Source organism: Pseudomonas amygdali (assembly GCF_002699855.1).
In the GTDB taxonomy this organism is placed as follows: domain Bacteria; phylum Pseudomonadota; class Gammaproteobacteria; order Pseudomonadales; family Pseudomonadaceae; genus Aquipseudomonas; species Aquipseudomonas amygdali.
On record NZ_LKBW01000272.1, the window covers coordinates 1 to 18664 of the forward strand.

An 18664-nucleotide genomic window follows, 5' to 3' on the forward strand; every position below is an offset into this window, starting at 1 on the left:
CCGAGCTGGTAAAACAAGGGCCTGCCTGACGGCAGGCCCTAACCAGCCCGAACACAAAAAAACTGATACTCCCGTTTTCTGCGGCACGCAAGTTCCAGCAGCTCCATATATAGCCCGATCATAGACCGGGCTTTTCGCAGTATCTAAAGTACGAAAGTTACCTCGCCACCCCATCAACCCGCGGCTGCCTACGAAACCTCCTCCTCACCCCAACCACAACCATCACCACCAGCAACCCCACCACCACAAAAAACACCGTATTAAAAACCGGAAACGGCTGATCGCGACTCGTCACCGCCTCAACCTCTGTCACGTTGGGAAACATCGATAGGATCGTTATGCGCCAGCCGTAATAACGAATCAGCGCCAGTTGCTGGGAATCACGCGAGTAGCCCTGGGCTTTGGCCTGGATGTCGGCGGAGTCGAATTTGAAGTACCACGGGAAGCTCCAGCCGGTGTCTTCGTTGCGGTAGACCACGACTTTCTTGGTGTCCGGGTCTTCGGTGTTGATGAAGTACACGTCGCGGGTCGGGCCGTCTGCCGGGTTTTCGGCGTTGATGACGCCGTCGGCGTCCATTCTTTTGACTTCCACGCCGGTGATCATCACGACATCATGGCGCGGCAGGACGTAATAAAGGCTTAATGCGCCGATCCCGAGTGCCACGAATACCACAAGCCAAATCGACCTTCTCAGCCACTTCATACCAGCGTCCTCTGTTTAAAATTGCGTGACTTTGCCCTAATCCGAACATTTCGAAGCAAAACAGTTATTACAAAATTCGACAAGGCCGTTGCAGATGGCGTTGTCTTCCGGAGATTTACATGATTTGGTTCCTTGAAGGGCAGTCCAGCCAGCGTGAAGTGATCATGGGCGCGCGCGATGCGCTGCCTGCGTCGGTGCAGATTATCGCCTCACATCGCCAGCAGCGCTCCGAAATTACCGGGCAGGCCCATGTGGCACTGCAAGAGCCGGTCGATAATGAAGAGCGTATCGACTGGGTGCTGGAGACCGCTCGCTCGCTGGGCGTCCGGACTATCGTCGCCGGGCGTATAGGCAGCTTTTACGAAGCGCAGCGTGCACGTTTTGTTGCCGAAGGTTTGGACCTCGTCACGGGCGGAACGTCCCAGCAGACCTTCATGGATGTCGATGACAAGAGCCGCTTCACTGCGGCGGCCGAGGCGGCGGGTCTGGCGTGCATTCCGGGAATCGCCGCGAGCAGCGCCGAGGAGTTGCAGGCGGCTTACGATTCGTTGTCGGTGTCTGGCGAGGTCTGTATCAAGCCGGTGGTCGGGATTTACGGACGGGGCTTCTGGCGCTTCAAGGCCGATGTCGATGATTTTCGCTGTTTCGCCAATCCGGATGCGCGTGAAACGACTTTTCAGGCGTACCTTAACGCTTACCGTCAGGCCGAGGACGTTCCGGCGATGCTGTTGATGCCGTATATGCCCGGCAGTGAATGCTCGGTGGACATGGTCTGTGAACACGGCAAGGCGGTTGCCTTTGTCGGGCGGCGCAAGGTGGGGCTGAATCAGACCTTCGAGCGCGACAGCGAAGCGGTGCAACTGGCGGTGCGCGCAGCGGAGCATTTTGCCTGCGACGGGCTGATCAATGTGCAGACTCGTGACGACGCTGACGGCAAGCCGCGTTTGCTGGAAATCAACCCGCGTTACTCGGGCGGGATCGGTTATACGCGTGAAACCGGCGTCAACCTGCCGGGTATTTTTGCGACACGCCGTCTCGGCTTGAAAGAATCGGAAACACATTGGCTTGAGGATATCCGCGTGAAGGCCATCACGGTCGCTGTACGGGCCACGGTTTGATCGGGATAATAGATTTTTGCTATCACTAATCGCTCTTATCAGGGAGGATCGGGCATGAAGCTTCTTGCGCCAGGTGCAAACACTGCTTTAGCTAACGCCCACTGCACCTGGAACCTGGAGAGCGGTAAGTCTTCGGTTTTTGGTGAGTATACTGCCGTCGCCTTGCTGGCGGTCAACGACAAGCGCCAGCCCATGGGCGACCCGGCGCTGCTGCATCATGAACAGAGCTGGATGGAGTGGAGCGGCGGGCCTCAGGATGTTGGCTGTACGCTTCGGCTGGACAGGCTCCCGGCTGGCAGTGATCGCGTGTTGTTGATGGTCTATGTATATGCAGCCATGGGGCCGGTCCGTGACGTTTCCAGCCTGCATCTCAAAGTGGATGCCGACATCGAGCATCGGCTGGATCTGCGCGATAACGGCGAAGCGGCGATCATCATCGGCGAGTTCTACAAGCGTAATGAACAGTGGAAATTCCGCGCGCTGAGCGAAGGCTCGGCGTATGGGTTGTCGGCGTTCGGGCGCAAGATCGGCCTGGACGTTGATGACCGTCACCCGCGCCACCCGTCCGGTGGCTCCAGTGGCGGGCCTCGGCATGAGTCGGCGACCGGCACGGCATTTGTGGTCGGCCCGGCGCACGTCATGACCTGTGCCCATGTCATCGAAGACATGGGCGTGTTCTACATCACTTCACTGGAAGGCCGTTACAAGGCCGAACCAGTGGTGATCGACCGTCGCAACGACATCGCGCTGCTGCGGGTGCAGGGCGCGCCGCCGTTGTCTCCGGTTACATTCCGGGACGGGCAGGGCTGTGAGCCGGGTGATACCGTAACGGTCCTGGGTTACCCGTTGGCGTCCATTTCCGGTGGCGGGCTGCAGGTGACGCAGGGCGGGATCTCCGGTCTGTTCGGTCTGCACAATGACGCCAGCCTGTTCCAGTTCACGGCACCGATTCAGCCAGGGTCCAGTGGCAGCCCGCTGTTTGACAACGGTGGCGCGGTGATCGGCATGGTGACATCCACCGTGCCGGACGGGCAAAACATGAACTTCGCAGTGAAGTCCGCACTGCTGCTGTCCTTTCTGCAGGCATGCCGTATCGATGCGCCGCATGCCCGCCCGGAAAGGTCGTACACCACCACAGAAATCTCACGCGCCGCACAGTCATCGTTATGGCTCGTTGAAGCTTCTCGCCAGTGACGTCGGTGTTGCCTGCTCAAGTGGCAGGCGTCTGGGGCTTCGGCCCCGTTACTCAGGAATTTATCAATGGACAGCAGCGCAGCTTTTTCCAACTCTACAAAGCTTCGTGCTGACCTGCTTCGTGGTCGTCTCGACGTCAGCGTCGACTCGTCCACTATTGCCCCGGATTCTCTGTTCGGCTTCGCTGAACGGCGCAACCCCAAGCGCGCATTTCTGTTCGTGTCCCGGGTGCTTGGGCGTCATATTCCCGCGCGTCCGGGCGTGATGCTGAAAAGTTTTCAGGACCTGGCGCACAAGATTCCGGCAGACCTGCCCGGCCCGGTGCTCGTCATCGGCATGGCCGAAACCGCAGTCGGTCTCGGTGCCGGCGTGCACCGTGCCTACAGCGCAACGCGATCTGATGCCTTGTATCTGGTCAGCACGCGCCATCCTACCGGCAGCGAGCTGTTCGCCCGCTTTGAAGAAGAGCACAGCCACGCCAGCGCTCACCTTATCCATCTGCCTGTCGATCCGGCGTTACGCGAGATGATGCTTGGCGCACGCTCCCTGGTGCTGGTCGATGACGAGGCGTCGACGGGCAAGACCTTCATCAATCTCCATCAGGCGCTGGTCGAGGCCGGGCTCAGCAACATCGAGCGGGTGGTGACGTGTGTGCTTACCGACTGGTCGGCAGGTGCAGTCAGCACGTCGATGGGCGCAGTGGCCGAGCAGGTCTCGTTGTTGCAGGGCTCGTACTCTTTCGATGAAGACGTGAGCGCGCCATTGCCGGACATGCCTGAGGTTGGCACCGTGGCAATGGGCGACTGGCCGCTGGTGACCGCCAATGACTGGGGCCGGATGGGGGTGTTATCGGTTGCCGATACCCTGGCGCCAGGGCTTAGCGTGCAAAAGGGTGAACGCGTTCTGGTGGTAGGCACCAGCGAGTTCGTCTGGCGGCCGTTTCTGCTGGCCGAGCGTCTGGAAAAAGCCGGTGCCGATGTGCATTTCAGCTCTACCAGCCGTTCACCGATTGCATTGGGGCATGCCATCGACCATGCGCTGTCGTTCTCCGACAACTATGGCCTGGGCATTCCCAACTTCCTGTACAACGTGCGGCCGGGTCAGTTTGACCGGGTGCTGATTTGCACCGAAACCCCAAGGCAGGCCGTACCCGCCGAGCTTATCGAAGCGCTGAACGCCGAGGTTATCTGCGATGAGTAACGACCGCCCGCTGATCTTCGTCGATCTGGACGACACACTCTTCCAGACCGCCCGCAAAACGCCCGCGAACATTGAAAAACATGTCGCAACGCTGGATATCAGCGGTAACGCCAATGGCTACATGACTAACGTGCAGAAGTCCTTCGCGCACTGGCTGCTGGCGCATTCCGATGTGGTGCCGGTGACGGCGCGCAGTGTCGAGGCCTACAGCCGGGTCAAACTGCCGTTCACTGCAGGCGCAATCTGTTCGCACGGCGGTGTGATGCTCGATGTCATGGGGCGGCTGGACCAGGACTGGAACGAGCAGATGAAAAATACCCTGGCCAGCTATCAATCGCGGTTGCATGAATTGTCTGCCGCCACACTGGCGATTGGTCATGAGCTGGGCTTTTCACTGCGCGGCTGGGTGGTTGAAGAGGCGCAGCTGTTTCATTACGTGGTGACAAAGCATAACGAGAGTGATGACAACGTCCTCAGCAAAGTGCTGGCCGAAGTGCAGGCCCGCGGCTTGCTCGATGGCATGCACATCCACGACAACGGCAACAACCTGGCCTTTCTGCCCGAGGGGCTGGCCAAGCGCTACGCGGTTCAGGAATGGCTGCGGCGCGACAAGGCCATCAATGGCGAACGCCCGGTGCTCGGTTTTGGCGACAGCATTACCGACCTGGGTTTCATGGACGAGTGCCACTGGTGGGCGACACCTGCCCGCAGTCAGTTGGCGAAAATGTTTGTCGGAGCAGAGCATGAGTGATCCCGTTCACGGGCTCGATACGGTCGGCAGTGGCAGTTATCTGTACGACGACGTGCATTTTCTGCTGCGCAGCGTTGCGATGCAGGCCACTAGCGTGGCGGAGAAGGAGCGCCTGATCCAGACACACCAGAAGCACTACTCGGAAATGATCAGCGAGGAGTCGCCTCCCAGCGCCGCTCACAAGGCGTTGTATGAGCGTGCACTCAGCCAGAACGGTTTGCGCATGGCCGATGACGTGCAAGCCCTGGCACAGGCGCTTGACCGCGAATGCACCGGCGCTGAAATCGTTCTGGTGTCGTTCGTGCGTGCCGGTTTGCCGCTGGGTGTGTTGTTGCGTCGGGCACTGATCGATCTGCACCGCGAAGCGCATCACTACGGCATCAGTATCGTGCGTGATCGCGGTATCGATAAAGTCGCGCTGGAGGCCATCATTCTGGCCCACGGCGCGCAGAACATCGTATTTGTCGACGGCTGGACCGGCAAGGGCGCAATTTCGGGTGAAATCCGTCGCAGTCTGGCAGGTGACACGCGCTTCCCGAAAGAACCACGACTGGTAGTGCTGGCCGATCCCTGCGGCAGTGCCTGGCTGGCGGCGTCGGCAGAAGACTGGGTGATTCCGTCCGGTATTCTTGGCGCGACCGTGTCCGGGCTGGTGTCGCGCTCTATCTGGCCGACGGACGGCGGGCTGCATGGTTGTGTGGTTTACGAGCAATTGCAGGGCCACGACGTCACGCAGTCTTTTATTGAACACATCGACAGCCAGCGTCGTCAAAACAGTTCTACGCTCAAGCTGACACCCTGGACGCTGACGCAGCGAGCCGGGCTCAAGGACGCTGCAACGCAGGTGGTCGACCGCTTGGCCGAGCGCTTTGATATCACTAACTTCAATCGCATCAAGCCGGGCATTGCCGAAGCCACTCGCGCGGTCATGCGCCGTGTTCCAGACCATGTGCTGGTACGCAATCGGGCGGACAGCGATGTGCAACTGCTGCTGCACCTGACCGAAAAAGCGGGGATTCCCGTTGAAGAAGTCGGCGATGTGCTGGGGCCTTATCGGGCAGTGACCATCATTCGGAGTCTGAGCTAATGGCCTTATTTTCGCCTTACGCGCTGGGGGCAACGCTGTACATGCCCGCCACCCGCGATGACATCGTCGATGTGGTGTTCGGTGAAAAGATTCCCGAACTGCGTTCGCTGGTCGTGTGCCTGGAAGATGCGGTGGCGCTGATTGATGTCGATACAGCGCTGGTCAACCTTCGCCAGGTGCTGACCCGCATTCAGGACCGTGGCGGCCGCCCGGCCAACGGTCCGCTGTTGTTCGTTCGTCCGAGAGATGCCGCAATGGCGCGGATTCTCAACGACTGGCCGCTGATGGCGCACGTTGACGGGTTCGTTGTCCCCAAGCTTTCGCTGAAAAGTCTGACGAGTTGGGAGCAGTCCGTTACCAACCCGGCGCTGGCGTTGATGCCCACACTGGAAACGCCGGAAGTGTTCGATCCGACGGCAATGGTCGAACTTGGGCAAGCGCTGAAAGCCAGTCTGTACGAGCGGATCATCGCGTTGCGCATCGGTGGCAATGACCTGATGGGCTGTCTGGGGCTGCGCCGCAACCCGGCCATGACCCTGTATTCGACGCCCATGGGCTATGTGATCCCGATGCTGGCGGGAGTGATGGGCTCGCAGGGTTTTGCACTCACCGCGCCGGTGTTCGAGCAACTGGCCACACCTGACATTCTGGAACATGAACTGGCGCTGGATATTACCAATGGGTTGGTCGGTAAAACGGCAATTCACCCCTCGCAGGTCAATATCATTCAGAATGCACTACGCGTCAGTCTGGAGGACATGAACTCCGCCCGGATGATTTTGAACTCTGTGGCCCCCGCAGTGTTCAAGTACAACGATGCGATGTGTGAACCGGCCACCCATTACAAATGGGCAACCCACATCATGGAGCGCGCCAAATGGCATGGAGTGTTATCCGCACCCGCTTCGATCATGGATGCCAGCATTCGACTCGCTGAGGCAGTTAGCTAGATGATAGAACCTGACCTTGAAACCGTAGAACCTGATCTTGAACCTGTAGGACCTGATCTTGAAATCGAAGTGGAACAACGCCTGCTGGCGGTTTTCGATTTCGACGGGACCATCACCCGGCATGACAGCTTTGTGCCTTTTCTCAAGTTCGCCTTTGGGCAACGTGCCTTTTCCGTGCGCATGGCCCGTTTGGTGCTACCGAGCATCGGCTATCTCGCCAAGCGTGTGACCCGCGACGAACTGAAGGGCCGCCTTATAAAGGCGTTTCTCAGCGGCGTTGAAGTGCAATGGCTGCAGCAAAAGGCCGAGGCGTTCTGCCAGTCGCACTGGAACCGCCTGATGCGCCCGGCTGCGCTGGAGTCCATCGCCGCCGAAATCGAGAAGGGCTCCATTGTCACGCTATGTTCAGCATCGCCTGCTATGGTTCTGCAACCCTTCGCTGATCGCTTGAAAGTAGAGCTGATCGGCACCAATTTGGAAGTCATCGACGGCAAACTGACTGGATTGATCGAAGGCAGCAACTGCCGTTGCGATTCGAAAGTCGCACGCCTTGAAAGTGTTTATGGGCCGCTCACGCAGTTCCGGGTTCGTGCCTGGGGCGACACGCGGGGTGATCACGAATTGCTCGCCGCTGCTCAGGATGCGCACTGGCGTTTGTTCCATCCGACGTGGCGTCGAGGCCGTTATAAAGGCCCCGTTAACGCCAAGTTACACAATCCTGATGGCAAAGATGGGCCAACACGGTAAGACTGTAACACTTTTATCCGAATTCCGACGTTCACATGGAGCGAAAAATGGCACTCACTTTGGCAAAGAACCAGACGATCTCACTGGAGAAAACCGCTGGTACCGGCCTCAAGAAAGTCAGTATGGGCCTTGGATGGGACCCTGAAAAAGCCAGCGGTTTCTTCGGCAAGTTGCTCGGCGGTGGCGGCGGCGATATCGACCTGGATGCCTCCTGCATCATGCTCGACGCCGACAAGAAGCCCCTCGACCTGGTCTGGTTCCGCCAGTTGCAGTCGCGCGACGGTGCCATTCAACACTCGGGTGACAACCGTACCGGCGAAGGCGCGGGCGACGATGAAACCATCAGCGTTGATCTGGAAAAACTGCCGGCCACGGTCAAATACCTGGTGTTCACCGTTAACTCGTTCACCGGTCAGAATTTCGAAAAAGTCGCCAACGCCTACTGCCGTATTGTCGATTTGGGCAGCCGCAACGAACTGGGCCGCTTTGATCTGTCCGAGAAAGGCCAGCACACCGGCGTTGTGATGTCCTATCTGGCGCGCACCCCCGCAGGCTGGGATTTCACCGCAGTTGGTCAGGTTACCAACGGCCGTACTGCAGATGATCTGGTCGAACTGGCCATCGGAGCTGTACGCGCATGACCCAACTTGTCCCAGGCGCCAACGCGCCAGTCGCTGCCGGTCCGTTGACGGTCGAGGTCAGCTACTCCCCGCTGGCGGATGCGGATATCGACGTGTCTGCAATCCTGCTGACCGGCTCCGGTAAGGTGCGTGGCGATCAGGACATGTGTTTCTACGGCCAGAAAAGCGTCAACGGCGGTGCGGTCCAGCAGACTGAAGCGTCGGCCGGGCGCGCTGTGTTCAGCCTTGACCCGAGCCGTCTGGATTCGGTCATCGAGAAGGTCGCCCTGACGGCAACCATCTACGAGAACAAGGCCAGTTTTGGCAGCGTGTCACGGTTGGCGCTGAGCATCACTGGCGGTATCGAAGCCGATATCCCTACCAGCGGCATGAAAGAAACCGCATTGATTCTGGGCGAGTTCTATCTGCGTCAGGGCGCGTGGAAATTCCGCTGCGTCGCCCAGGGTTTTGCCGGCGGGCTTGAACCCTTGGCAAAAAACTTTGGCGTAGAGGTCGCAACGCCCCAGGATCAACCTGCACCTGCACCTGCACCTGCACCTGCACCTGCACCTGCACCTGCACCTGTTCCCGCGCCTGCACCCAAGTCGACCGTCAGTTTGAGCAAGATCACGCTCGACAAGACCCGTGCTTCGATCAGCCTGGAAAAGTCCAGCGCAGGTTTCGGTGAGATTCGGGTCAACCTTAACTGGAACCGTCGCAGCGACAGCAAGGGCGGCGGCTTCTTCTCGATGAAGAAGAGCAATGCCATCGACCTTGATGTAGGCTGCCTCTTCGAACTGCAGGATGGCCTGAAAGGCGCGGTTCAGGCGCTGGGCAACTCGTTCGGTTCGCTCAACACCGAGCCTTTCATCAAACTGATGGGCGATGACCGTACTGGCTCGATCAGTGACGGTGAGTGGCTGCATATCAATGGCGCGCACTGGAGCAAGATCCGTCGCATTCTGGTTTATGCGTTCATCTATGAAGGTGCGCCGAACTGGAAAGAAACCGACGGTGTTGTCACCATTCATGCGCCGGGCCAGCCGCCCATCGAGGTTCGCCTCAACGAAGAAGGTGGTCGTCAGGGCATGTGTGCAATTGCCTTGCTGGAAAATGACAATGGTGCAGTCAAGGTGACGCGTCGGGTGGATTTCCACAATGGCCACAGCAACATGGACAAGGCCTATGGCTGGGGCATGCGCTGGGCTGCCGGTTCCAAGTAAACAATACCGTGGTATTTCTGGGCTGGCTGTGCCGCCTCATGGGAGATAGACATGCTGGACTGGTTGAAAACAAACGCAACGGCTGCTCGCGACAAGCTGGCTTCGGAAGTTTCGAAGTTCAAGAACCGCGAATTCATGGAAGCTGTGGTTTCCGGCTGTGCTCTGGTATCGGCCGCTGACGGCGATATCAGCTCCAGTGAAAAGCAGAAAATGGCTGGCTTCATCCAGAACTCTCAGGAGCTGAAAGTTTTTGACATGAAGGAAGTCATCCAGGGTTTTCAGGAAGCGTGCTCCAAGTTCGAGTTCGATTTTGAAATTGGTCGTGCCGAAGCGTTGAAAACCATCGGCAAGATCAAAAAGAAAGAAGATGCCGCCCGTTTGCTGGTGCGCGTCTGCTGTGCTATCGGTGGCGCTGATGGCAGCTTCGACGAGAAAGAGCGGGAAGTCTGCCGCACGATCTGCCGAGAGCTTGGCCTGAACCCGTCCGATTTCGACCTGTAATTTTTTACCCTAAGGAACGCAGTTAAATGGAAAGCACCTCTCTAGGCTTCCCTCCACTCACGATGGCGGTTTTCGTCGGCCTGGCCATTACGGCCATGGCTATCGACATGTTCTCCCACCGGGGAAACAAGCCGATCACCCTCGCGCAAGCCTCGGCGTGGTCGATTTTCTGGGTCGCCATTTCGCTGGCTTTTGCCGGTTTCCTGTATGTGCAGCACGGCTCCGAAGTCGCCACGCTGTTCGTTACCGGTTACGCGCTGGAAAAAGTGCTGAGCGTCGACAACCTGTTCGTGTTCATGGCCTTGTTCTCCTGGTTCAAGATTCCGGATGGCCTGCGCCACCGCGTTCTGTACTGGGGCATCATCGGTGCCATCGTCTTCCGCGGCATCTTCGTCGCCATCGGTACGGGCCTGCTGGCCCTGGGGCCGTGGGTCGAAGTGGTGTTTGCGGTCATCGTTGCCTGGACCGCCATCATGATGCTCAGAGCGGGTGATGACGACGACGAAGAAGTCGACTACTCGCAACACATGGCGTATCGCTTCGCCAAGAAACTGTTCCCGGTATGGCCGAAGCTGCACGGCAGCAACTTCTTCGTCCGTCGCTCGGTACTGGAAGAAGAAGTCAAAAAACCGGAAAACGCCGGTATCACCCTGGCCGCCAAGGGCGCTCTGTTCGCGACCCCATTGTTCCTGTGTCTGGTTGTGGCTGAAATCTCCGACGTGCTGTTCGCGTTCGACTCCGTGCCGGCAATCATTGCAGTGAGCCGCGAGCCGCTGATCGTGTTCTCGGCCATGCTGTTCGCGATTCTTGGTCTGCGTACCCTGTACTTCGTTCTTGAAGCCCTCAAGCGCTATCTGGTGCATCTGGAGAAAGCGGTTATCGCCTTGCTGTTCTTCATCGCCATCAAACTGGGCCTGAACGCAACCAACCACCTGTTCCACCACGGTTACGAGATCAGCGCCAATACCAGCCTGCTGGTTGTGGTCGTCGTGTTGATCATCGGTATCGTTGCAAGCCTGCTCTTCCCGGGTAAAGAAGAATCCGCTGAAGAAAAAGCGTAAACACTGGATAAAGGAGATAACCGAATCATGGCTTTGACTCTGCAAAAAGGTGGCAACCTTTCGCTGTCGAAAACCGACCCTACCCTGACCAATGTACTGATTGGCCTGGGCTGGGATCCGCGTGCCACTGACGGCCAGGAATTTGACCTGGACGCATTTCTGCTGGGCGCCAATGGCAAGGTCCGCAGTGAAGCTGACTTCATTTTCTACAACCAGCTCAAGAGCGCCGATGGTTCCGTCGAACACACCGGTGACAACCGTACCGGTGCTGGTGATGGCGCTGACGAAGTGCTCAAGGTCAATCTGACCAGCGTTCCTGCTGACGTGGACAAGATCGTCTTCGTTGTGACCATTCACGACGCTGACAGCCGCAAGCAGAACTTCGGTCAGGTGGGCGGCTCGTTTATCCGTGTGCTGAATGAAAAATCCAGCTCGGAAATCGTTCGCTACGACCTGGCGGAAGACGCCTCGACTGAAACCGCGATGATCTTCGCCGAGCTGTATCGCAACAATGGCGAGTGGAAATTCCGCGCAGTGGGTAGCGGCTTCGCCGGTGGCCTGAAAGCTGTGGCCAACTCTTTCGGCATGAATTTCTTATTCGCGCCTAACCATTTTTCCAGAAAGGATTACGAACATGGCAGTAAGTCTGAGTAAAGGCGGTAACGTTTCGCTGTCGAAAGAGGCTCCGGGCCTGACAGAAATCACCGTTGGCCTGGGCTGGGATCCACGTGTTACCGATGGCACCGAGTTCGACCTGGACGCATCGGTCTTCATCGTTGGTGAAAGTGGCAAGGTGTTGGATGACAACAGCTTCATTTTCTACAACAACAAGAAATCGGCCGATGGTTCGGTCGAGCACCTTGGCGATAACCGTTCCGGCGCTGGCGATGGTGATGACGAGTCGGTAAACGTCAAACTCACCGGTCTGGCTGCTGCGGTCAAGAAGCTGGTTTTTGCGGTCACTATCCACTCGGCTGAAGAGCGCAAGCAGAGCTTTGGTCAGGTGTCCAACGCTTACATTCGCGTTGTGAACAAGGCTGACGGCAAGGAAATTGCTCGTTACGACCTGTCGGAAGACGCGTCGACCGAAACCGCGATGATTTTCGGCGAGCTGTACCGCAATGGCGACGAGTTCAAGTTCAAGGCCATTGGTCAAGGCTTTGCAGGCGGTCTGAAGCCGTTGGCAGAAGCGCACGGCGTGGCAATCGGCTAAACCCCGAGCAGCGCACGATAAAAACCCCCGCCAGCAATGGCGGGGGTTTTTTATTGGGGCTGATTACGAGGCTATCGTTGCGCACGCTCCAGCGTAGGACGCATCTTGCGACGCTCTGCATCGCAAAGAGGACGCAGAGCGTCCGGAACGGCATGCGACGCGGAGCGTCGCACGATGGTTGAGATAGTTGAGATAGTCGTTCCGCAGGCTCCGGCTGGGAAAGCAGTTCTCGACGCTCTGCGTTTTACGATAGTTGAGAGCTCGATGCGTTACAAAATCCCTGCACCCTTTGCCGCTTTCAGCCAGTCGGGAAACTCTTCCATCAGCAGGTCATAAAGCTTTTCTTCCGGGATCTCGTCCAGCCGGTCGAGGGCGAAGAAGTTGCAGTTGTCGACAACGCGACCGCCCATGTCATCAAGTTTTTCCAGAATGCCGTAACCGCGTCCGCCAAGGCCGACGAACTGCCAGAAGATCGGCAGCTTCGCCGCTTCGGTCATCAACCTGGTAATTTCGCGATCCTGATGCACGCCGCCGTCGCTGATGAACAGGATGTAGACCGGAGTCTTGTCACCGGACTTCTTGTAGTAGTCGATGACCATGCGCATTGCCTTGGGCTCATCGTTGATGCGTGCGCCCAGTTCCCAGTCTTTCCAGCCGCCATGATCGGTTTTGATGAAGTTCTGGAAGTTGCTCAGCGTCACCGCACTTAACTGCTGGGGCTTTGCTCCGAAGGCCCAGCAGTCCAGTGCGCCGTCGTCGTCGAAATGCACGGCAAGCGGAATCAGGCGATCTACCACTTCCTGAACATGACCGCGGGTGTACTGCGGGTTCATCGAACCGGACGCATCCAGTACCAGACCAACCCTGGCCTTGGTATCGGTCAGTCTGGCTTTTTCCAGGCTGACCTGAGCCTTTTTGGCCAGGCTTATCAATTGCGGTGCGGCGTCAGCGATTTTCTTTTCCAGCGAAATACGCGGGGGTGCTGCTGGCGGGGGGGCTGGAGCATCAGCCACTTCGCCGCCGAAATGCACCACCAGCGCGTCCAGCCCGGCGTTATAGCCCTGCAGATTGGAGGCGATGCGCCACTCGCCGTTCTTGCGATAGATATCGGCGACCACGATGGCTTTTTCGGCGGTGAAGGTTGCACCGGAGAACTCGCCGCGAGCCACTTCTCGGCCCTGACTCTGGATGCTGAAATGGCTCGCCTGAATCTCGCTCATGGTGCCCGCACCATCGATGGACGCAGTAAATACCAATCGCTCTATCGAGGCAGGCAAGCCCGCGAGCGATAGCTGAAAATCCCCGCCATTGACTTGTTTGACGCTGTTGCAGGGGCTGCTCGGCTGATTGAAGAAAACCATGTAGCGGTCGTCCGACAGCTTGCCGTTGGCATCGACGCCGAAGCAGACGTAATCAATGACCTGTGCGGACTTGATGGCAATCGACAGGGTGAGATCAGAGTCCTGAATCAGGCTGGACAGGGGAACACGTTGACCTTGAGTAATCTGCATGTCTCTTCCTTGGCAGTGAGGGCGCAGCATAGCCCTCGGTCGAATGACGAAGTGCTGACGTTAACGTTCGCTTCTGCCCACCCCGGCAGGCCCTGCTGCCAGCATGCGCCCGGCCAGTCGAGAGAAAGGCAGGCTTTGCAGCCACACAGTTCCAGGCCCGGTCAGCCTGGCGAAAAACACGCCTTCGCCGCCGAACAGCATCGACTTGATGCCGCCACCAACCATGCGGATATCGTAATCGACTGTCTGCGTCATGGCCGCCAGACATCCGGTATCGACATCCAGCGATTCACCTGCCGCCAGCTCGATCTTGCGCACTGTGCCGCCCATGTGCACGAATACCCAGCCGTCGCCTTCCAGCTTTTGCAGAATGAAACCTTCGCCACCGAACAGGCCAGTGAGGATTTTTTTCTGAAACTGGATACCAATGGATACACCTTTGGCACCGGCCAGAAAGCTGTCCTTCTGGCAGATCAGTTTGCCGCCGAAATCCCGCAGGTTCAGTGGCAGGATGGTGCCGGGGTAGGGCGCTGCAAACGCCACGCGTCCTTTGCCCGAACCCTGTTGCGAAAACACCGTGGTGAACAGGCTTTCGCCGGTCAGCATGCGCTTGCCTGCACCGAACAGCGAACCCAGCAGCCCTGAAGACTGGTTGCTGCCGTCGCCGAAGATGGTTTCCATTTGCACGTCGCAGGTCTTGTACATCATCGCCCCGGCTTCGGCGACGGCGCTTTCGCCGGGATCAAGCTCCAGCTCGACGAATTGCGTTTCCGCACCGTACAGCTTGAAGTCCACGCCATCGGTGGTTTGCGCCAGGCCATAGCCGCCCGAGGCGTTCGGGTCTGGCGTGAATGAAGGACGCTTGGCAGGTGTAGGTGTAGGTGTAGGTGTAGGTGCAGCCTGTGCGGGCAGCCCGGACGGCTTCGGCTGGATCATGTCCGGCGTCGGGTCCGGGAAGGGCGTCACGCCGTCCTTCTTCATGGCGCGCACCTGCGCCACCTGATAGATCGGTTGCCAGTCCGGCATGCCCTGTTTCCAGCACCATGCGCCGGGTGACTCACGGGCAATCAGCCGTGCAGCGTCCGCATCCATCGGGCCAAGCTGTCGGCCCGCATTCATCACAAACCATTGTTCCAAAGCGTCTACTCCCGAGCGAATCGTGACAGTCGTTTGTGCGCGCGTTTTTGCGCGATATTCAGAGGCTCAGGCGCATGGACAGGTCCACGGCCTTCACGTCCTTGGTCATCGCACCAATGGAAATGTAATCCACACCGGTCTCGGCAATCACCCGCAGGGTGTCGTCATTGATGCCGCCGCTGGCTTCCAGACGGGCGCGGCCTGCGGTGAGACGCACGGCTTCGCGCATGTCATCGAGGCTGAGTTCATCGAGCATGATGATATCGGCGCCTGCGTCCAGCGCCTGCTTGAGTTCACTCAGGCTTTCCACCTCGACTTCCACAGGCTTGCCCGGCGCAATCCGGTGGGCTGCCTCTACTGCCTGGGCAATGCCGCCACAGGCTGCGATATGGTTTTCCTTGATCAGAAACGCGTCGTATAGACCGATGCGATGGTTATGACAGCCACCGCAGGTGACGGCGTATTTCTGCGCCAGGCGCAGGCCCGGAAGTGTCTTGCGGGTGTCCAGCAATTTGACCTGGGTGCCCGAGACCATGTCTGCGAAGTACTGCGCACGCGTGGCCACACCCGAAAGCATCTGCAGAAAATTGAGCGCGCTGCGTTCGCCGGTTAGCAGCGAGCGAGCCGGACCTTCCAGGTGAAACAGCGCCTGATTCGGGCTGACCCGGTCGCCATCGGTCACCTGCCAGTGCACCGCCACGCGAGGGTCCAGTTGGCGGAAGACCGTATCGACCCATGCGGTGCCGGCGATCACCGCTGCATCGCGGGAAATGATGGTGGCCTTGGCCAGCCGTTCCGCCGGAATCAATTGGGCGGTGATATCGCCGCTGCCGACATCCTCAAGCAATGCGCGGCGCACATTGGCTTCGATCTCGGCGGTCAGGTCGGCAATTCGTAAATTCGGCATAGCGGGCTCCAGTAGCAAAGTCGTCCGAGTATAAGGCACCGCACACCGCTAACCCACCTGCGGCGATGCTCCGGTGCAGCGTTGAGAACATGCAGTTGGTCGGTTTGGCAAATTCGTTTGCGATGGAAAGCGAATATCGCGGTCTATCGCAGCATATGAGTGCCTTGTCACAGTTCCAACGACAACCATAGAAGTGTCACTGGCGTTGATGACAAGTTTTGAAAGATAATCCGACTTGTAATTGACGTCATGACTTTGACGTTTTGCAAGGCCAAGCGGGTCGCTTCACAGTGCGAGGGTAGCAAGCCACGTTTGTGATGGGGTTCAGGTTGTTTCCTGTCAGGGGGTGTAATGCCGAACGACGAAAAAGTAGTGCCGTTGAGCAAACTGCTCCCCGCGCAGGGGGCCGGTACTCCTTTGGCCCGATTACCTGTTGTGTTGTTGCAGGTCCGCGACAAGGCGGCCCAGCAGCTCAAGGATGCGTTGCAGGCGCTGTTCGACAACGCCGACGATACGCTGTTCGAAATGGCTGACCGCGCCCGCAGCAATACTGATCAGAACATCTTCTTTGAAGCCATGCGCGACCTGCGCCTCAAGCGCAAAAGTATCGAGCGTGGCTTCCTCGACAAGTTTTATGAGTCTTTTCTGGCTTTGGGCCAGTATCAGATTCACGAGCCCGTGCTGCCCACCGCCGTGTCGTTCGATAAGCTGGCGCTGGTGCATAACGATGATCTCGAGAAGACCGTGGCTGTGGATGCTATGGTCAGCAAGGTCATGAGTCGTGACAGCCTCGCGCTGGGCCAGCTCACTGCACGCCTGAATGTTCTGATTCCGCAAGCTATCGCCGAGGATTCCAACCCGTTGGGTCCGGCAATGCTGTGCCGGTTTTTCCTCGATGCAGGACGTAGCCTTGGCGTCGAGATCAAGGTCAAGCTGATCATTCTCAAACTATTCGAGAAATACGTCCTGGCCAATACTGACCACCTTTATAGTGAAGCCAATCAACTGCTGATTGCCACGGGTGTGTTGCCGGACATGAAAGCACTGCCGGCCCGTCGATCGTCTGATCGGGCGGCTCCCAGGAATCGCGTCTCCGAGATGTCCGATCCTGCGCTGAATGAAGCCGCCGACAAGCTCGACAAGGGGGTGCAGGAGGTTTTCTCTGCCCTGCAGGAATTGTTGCTGCAGGTTCGCGGCAACCTTGCTCCGCGTCATGAGCCCAATGCCGAGGTTCGGCCGATTTCCAGCAGGGACCTGCTGCGCCTGCTTTCTCACCTGCAGCAGTACGTCCCGTCTCAAGACACCGCAGACGATTTTGACCTGCGCAATCAGCTGGAACAGTTGCTGACCCGAGTCAACGTCAAAACCGGCAAATCCAGGATTGTCGGCGGCGGCGACGAGGATGTGATCAACCTGATTGCCATGCTCTTCGAGTTTATCCTTGATGATCGCAACCTGACGCCTTCATTGCGTGCGCTGATCGGGCGCTTGCAGATTCCGATGCTTAAAGTAGCTGTGCTCGATAAAAGCTTTTTCAGCCGCGGCAGCCATCCGGCCCGCCGCCTGCTCAACGAAATTGCCACTGCCGCGCTGGGTTGGGGCAGCCGTGATGACTATCAGCGCGACTCGCTTTATCAGCGCGTCGAGCAGATCGTGCAGCGCCTGCTCAATGACTTTGTCGATGATCCGGCAATCTTCTCTGAATTGCTGGCGGATTTTCTGGCGTTCACCAGTGACGAACGTCGTCGCAGCGAGCTGCTTGAACAGCGCACCCGCGATGCCGAAGAGGGGCGCGCTCGTGCCGAACTGGCACGGCAGCAGGTGCAGCATGAGTTGAATCAGCGCCTGCTGGGCCGCACATTGCCGGAGATGGTTGTGCGTCTGCTGCAGGAAGCCTGGAGCAAGGTGCTTCTGCTGACCTGTCTCAAGCATGGCGAAGAGTCCAGCGAATGGCAGGCCGGACTGGCAACCATGGATGAGCTGATCTGGAGCGTCGAACAACATGACGACCCCCAGGCGCTGCAGCGCTTGCTCGAGCTGGTGCCCGGGCTGCTCAAGTCCCTGCGCGATGGCCTGACCAGCGCTGCGTTCGACCCGTTTGCCACCAGTGAATTCTTCAGCCAGCTGGAATCGCTGCACGTTCAGGCGTTCCAGCACTTCTCGCGCTTGCAGGAAGGTGGTGATGATGCACAAGGTGGTGATACGTCGTTGACAGGCGCACAGCTCGTTGAAAGCCCGCCGATGATGGCCGTTGTTGAAGAAATCGTTCTGGTCACCCCCGAAGAGCGGATGCTCAATGAGCCGACTGTGCAGCTGCCTGCCGACGATGCCGGTCTGCAGATGGTCGACAAATTGCGCGTCGGTTGCTGGGTCGAGATTCAGGAAGATGAAGAGCACAAGCTGCGCTGCAAACTGACCGCGATTGTCGAGCCGACCGGGCGCTATGTGTTCGTCAACCGAACCGGCATGAAGGTCCTGGAAAAGACCCGTACCGGTCTTGCCATCGAGTTTCGGCGCGGTGCCGTGCGGATTCTCGATGATGCGCTGCTGTTCGACCGGGCACTGGAATCGGTCATCAGCAACCTGCGCAAGCTCAAGGGTGCCTGATCGTTATCTGATTGACCGTCTTGCCGACGCTCCGCATTGGCATGCAGTTCGACGATCTGCGTCACACGTCTCTGGTGTATAGAGCGTGTTTCCTACACCGCGGGTCAACGGCTAAACCTCCACATCCATTCCTG

Annotated in this window: 18 protein-coding genes; 14 read left to right on the forward strand and 4 right to left on the reverse strand. The window is 58.3% G+C overall.

Annotated elements, in window-relative coordinates; genetic code table 11:
* Nucleotides 1–157: 157 nt before the first annotated feature.
* The gene (locus AO277_RS18445; protein WP_044318563.1) at nucleotides 158–703 is read right to left on the reverse strand and encodes a DUF1523 family protein; all 546 of its coding nucleotides are present in this window, start codon (nucleotides 701–703) and stop codon (nucleotides 158–160) included.
* Between the two features lie 119 nt (nucleotides 704–822).
* Here AO277_RS18445 and AO277_RS18450 point away from each other — a divergent pair, with 119 nt between their 5' ends.
* The 13 genes from AO277_RS18450 to AO277_RS18510 all read left to right on the forward strand — a co-directional run bounded on the left by AO277_RS18450 (nucleotide 823) and on the right by AO277_RS18510 (nucleotide 12368).
* Nucleotides 823–1821 (forward strand): ATP-grasp domain-containing protein, encoded by a 999-nt coding sequence (locus AO277_RS18450; RefSeq protein ID WP_044318564.1) that lies wholly within the window; start codon nucleotides 823–825, stop codon nucleotides 1819–1821.
* A gap of 54 nt (nucleotides 1822–1875) precedes the next feature.
* On the forward strand, nucleotides 1876–3015 hold the full coding sequence (locus tag AO277_RS18455) for a trypsin-like peptidase domain-containing protein (protein ID WP_044318565.1): 1140 nt from the start codon (nucleotides 1876–1878) through the stop codon (nucleotides 3013–3015).
* A gap of 66 nt (nucleotides 3016–3081) precedes the next feature.
* Nucleotides 3082–4215, forward strand: a complete 1134-nt coding sequence (locus AO277_RS18460) for a phosphoribosyltransferase domain-containing protein (RefSeq protein WP_005732340.1) — start codon at nucleotides 3082–3084, stop codon at nucleotides 4213–4215.
* Complete coding sequence (locus AO277_RS18465; protein WP_044318566.1) at nucleotides 4208–4966, forward strand: HAD family hydrolase; 759 nt, start codon at nucleotides 4208–4210, stop codon at nucleotides 4964–4966. Before AO277_RS18460 ends, AO277_RS18465 begins: the two co-directional genes overlap by 8 nt.
* The gene (locus AO277_RS18470; RefSeq protein WP_044318567.1) at nucleotides 4959–6053 is read left to right on the forward strand and encodes a cysteine protease StiP family protein; all 1095 of its coding nucleotides are present in this window, start codon (nucleotides 4959–4961) and stop codon (nucleotides 6051–6053) included. Before AO277_RS18465 ends, AO277_RS18470 begins: the two co-directional genes overlap by 8 nt.
* Complete coding sequence (locus tag AO277_RS18475) at nucleotides 6053–7003, forward strand: HpcH/HpaI aldolase/citrate lyase family protein (protein ID WP_005782711.1); 951 nt, start codon at nucleotides 6053–6055, stop codon at nucleotides 7001–7003. The genes AO277_RS18470 and AO277_RS18475 overlap by 1 nt, the downstream gene beginning before the upstream one ends.
* The gene (locus tag AO277_RS18480; RefSeq protein WP_044318568.1) at nucleotides 7004–7750 is read left to right on the forward strand and encodes an HAD-IB family hydrolase; all 747 of its coding nucleotides are present in this window, start codon (nucleotides 7004–7006) and stop codon (nucleotides 7748–7750) included.
* Between the two features lie 47 nt (nucleotides 7751–7797).
* Nucleotides 7798–8391: a TerD family protein gene (locus AO277_RS18485; protein ID WP_002552034.1), complete on the forward strand. Its 594-nt coding sequence runs from the start codon at nucleotides 7798–7800 to the stop codon at nucleotides 8389–8391.
* Nucleotides 8388–9593, forward strand: coding sequence for a TerD family protein (locus AO277_RS18490; protein ID WP_099259092.1), 1206 nt, complete (start codon nucleotides 8388–8390; stop codon nucleotides 9591–9593). Before AO277_RS18485 ends, AO277_RS18490 begins: the two co-directional genes overlap by 4 nt.
* A gap of 51 nt (nucleotides 9594–9644) precedes the next feature.
* A complete protein-coding gene (locus AO277_RS18495) occupies nucleotides 9645–10094 on the forward strand; it encodes a tellurite resistance TerB family protein (protein ID WP_002552036.1) in 450 nt (149 codons plus the stop codon).
* A gap of 26 nt (nucleotides 10095–10120) precedes the next feature.
* A complete protein-coding gene (locus tag AO277_RS18500) occupies nucleotides 10121–11155 on the forward strand; it encodes a TerC/Alx family metal homeostasis membrane protein (protein WP_005732348.1) in 1035 nt (344 codons plus the stop codon).
* Between the two features lie 27 nt (nucleotides 11156–11182).
* On the forward strand, nucleotides 11183–11809 hold the full coding sequence (locus AO277_RS18505) for a TerD family protein (protein WP_044318570.1): 627 nt from the start codon (nucleotides 11183–11185) through the stop codon (nucleotides 11807–11809).
* The gene (locus tag AO277_RS18510) at nucleotides 11790–12368 is read left to right on the forward strand and encodes a TerD family protein (RefSeq protein ID WP_002552039.1); all 579 of its coding nucleotides are present in this window, start codon (nucleotides 11790–11792) and stop codon (nucleotides 12366–12368) included. Before AO277_RS18505 ends, AO277_RS18510 begins: the two co-directional genes overlap by 20 nt.
* 269 nt (nucleotides 12369–12637) lie before the next feature.
* On the opposite strand, the gene AO277_RS18515 is transcribed toward AO277_RS18510, so the two are convergent.
* From AO277_RS18515 to nadC, 3 genes are read right to left on the reverse strand one after another with little or no spacing between them, the layout of a single operon-like run.
* Nucleotides 12638–13879, reverse strand: coding sequence for a VWA domain-containing protein (locus AO277_RS18515; RefSeq protein WP_044318571.1), 1242 nt, complete (start codon nucleotides 13877–13879; stop codon nucleotides 12638–12640).
* 60 nt (nucleotides 13880–13939) lie between these two features.
* Entirely contained in the window at nucleotides 13940–15016 is a 1077-nt protein-coding gene (locus AO277_RS18520) for a TIGR00266 family protein (protein WP_044318572.1), read from the reverse strand.
* 58 nt (nucleotides 15017–15074) lie between these two features.
* Nucleotides 15075–15923 (reverse strand): carboxylating nicotinate-nucleotide diphosphorylase, encoded by an 849-nt coding sequence (gene nadC / locus AO277_RS18525; RefSeq protein WP_002552042.1) that lies wholly within the window; start codon nucleotides 15921–15923, stop codon nucleotides 15075–15077.
* A 351-nt stretch (nucleotides 15924–16274) separates the two neighbouring features.
* On the opposite strand from nadC, the gene AO277_RS18530 reads away from it, so the two are divergent.
* Nucleotides 16275–18530, forward strand: coding sequence for a DUF1631 domain-containing protein (locus AO277_RS18530; protein ID WP_044318573.1), 2256 nt, complete (start codon nucleotides 16275–16277; stop codon nucleotides 18528–18530).
* Nucleotides 18531–18664 lie beyond the last annotated feature (134 nt).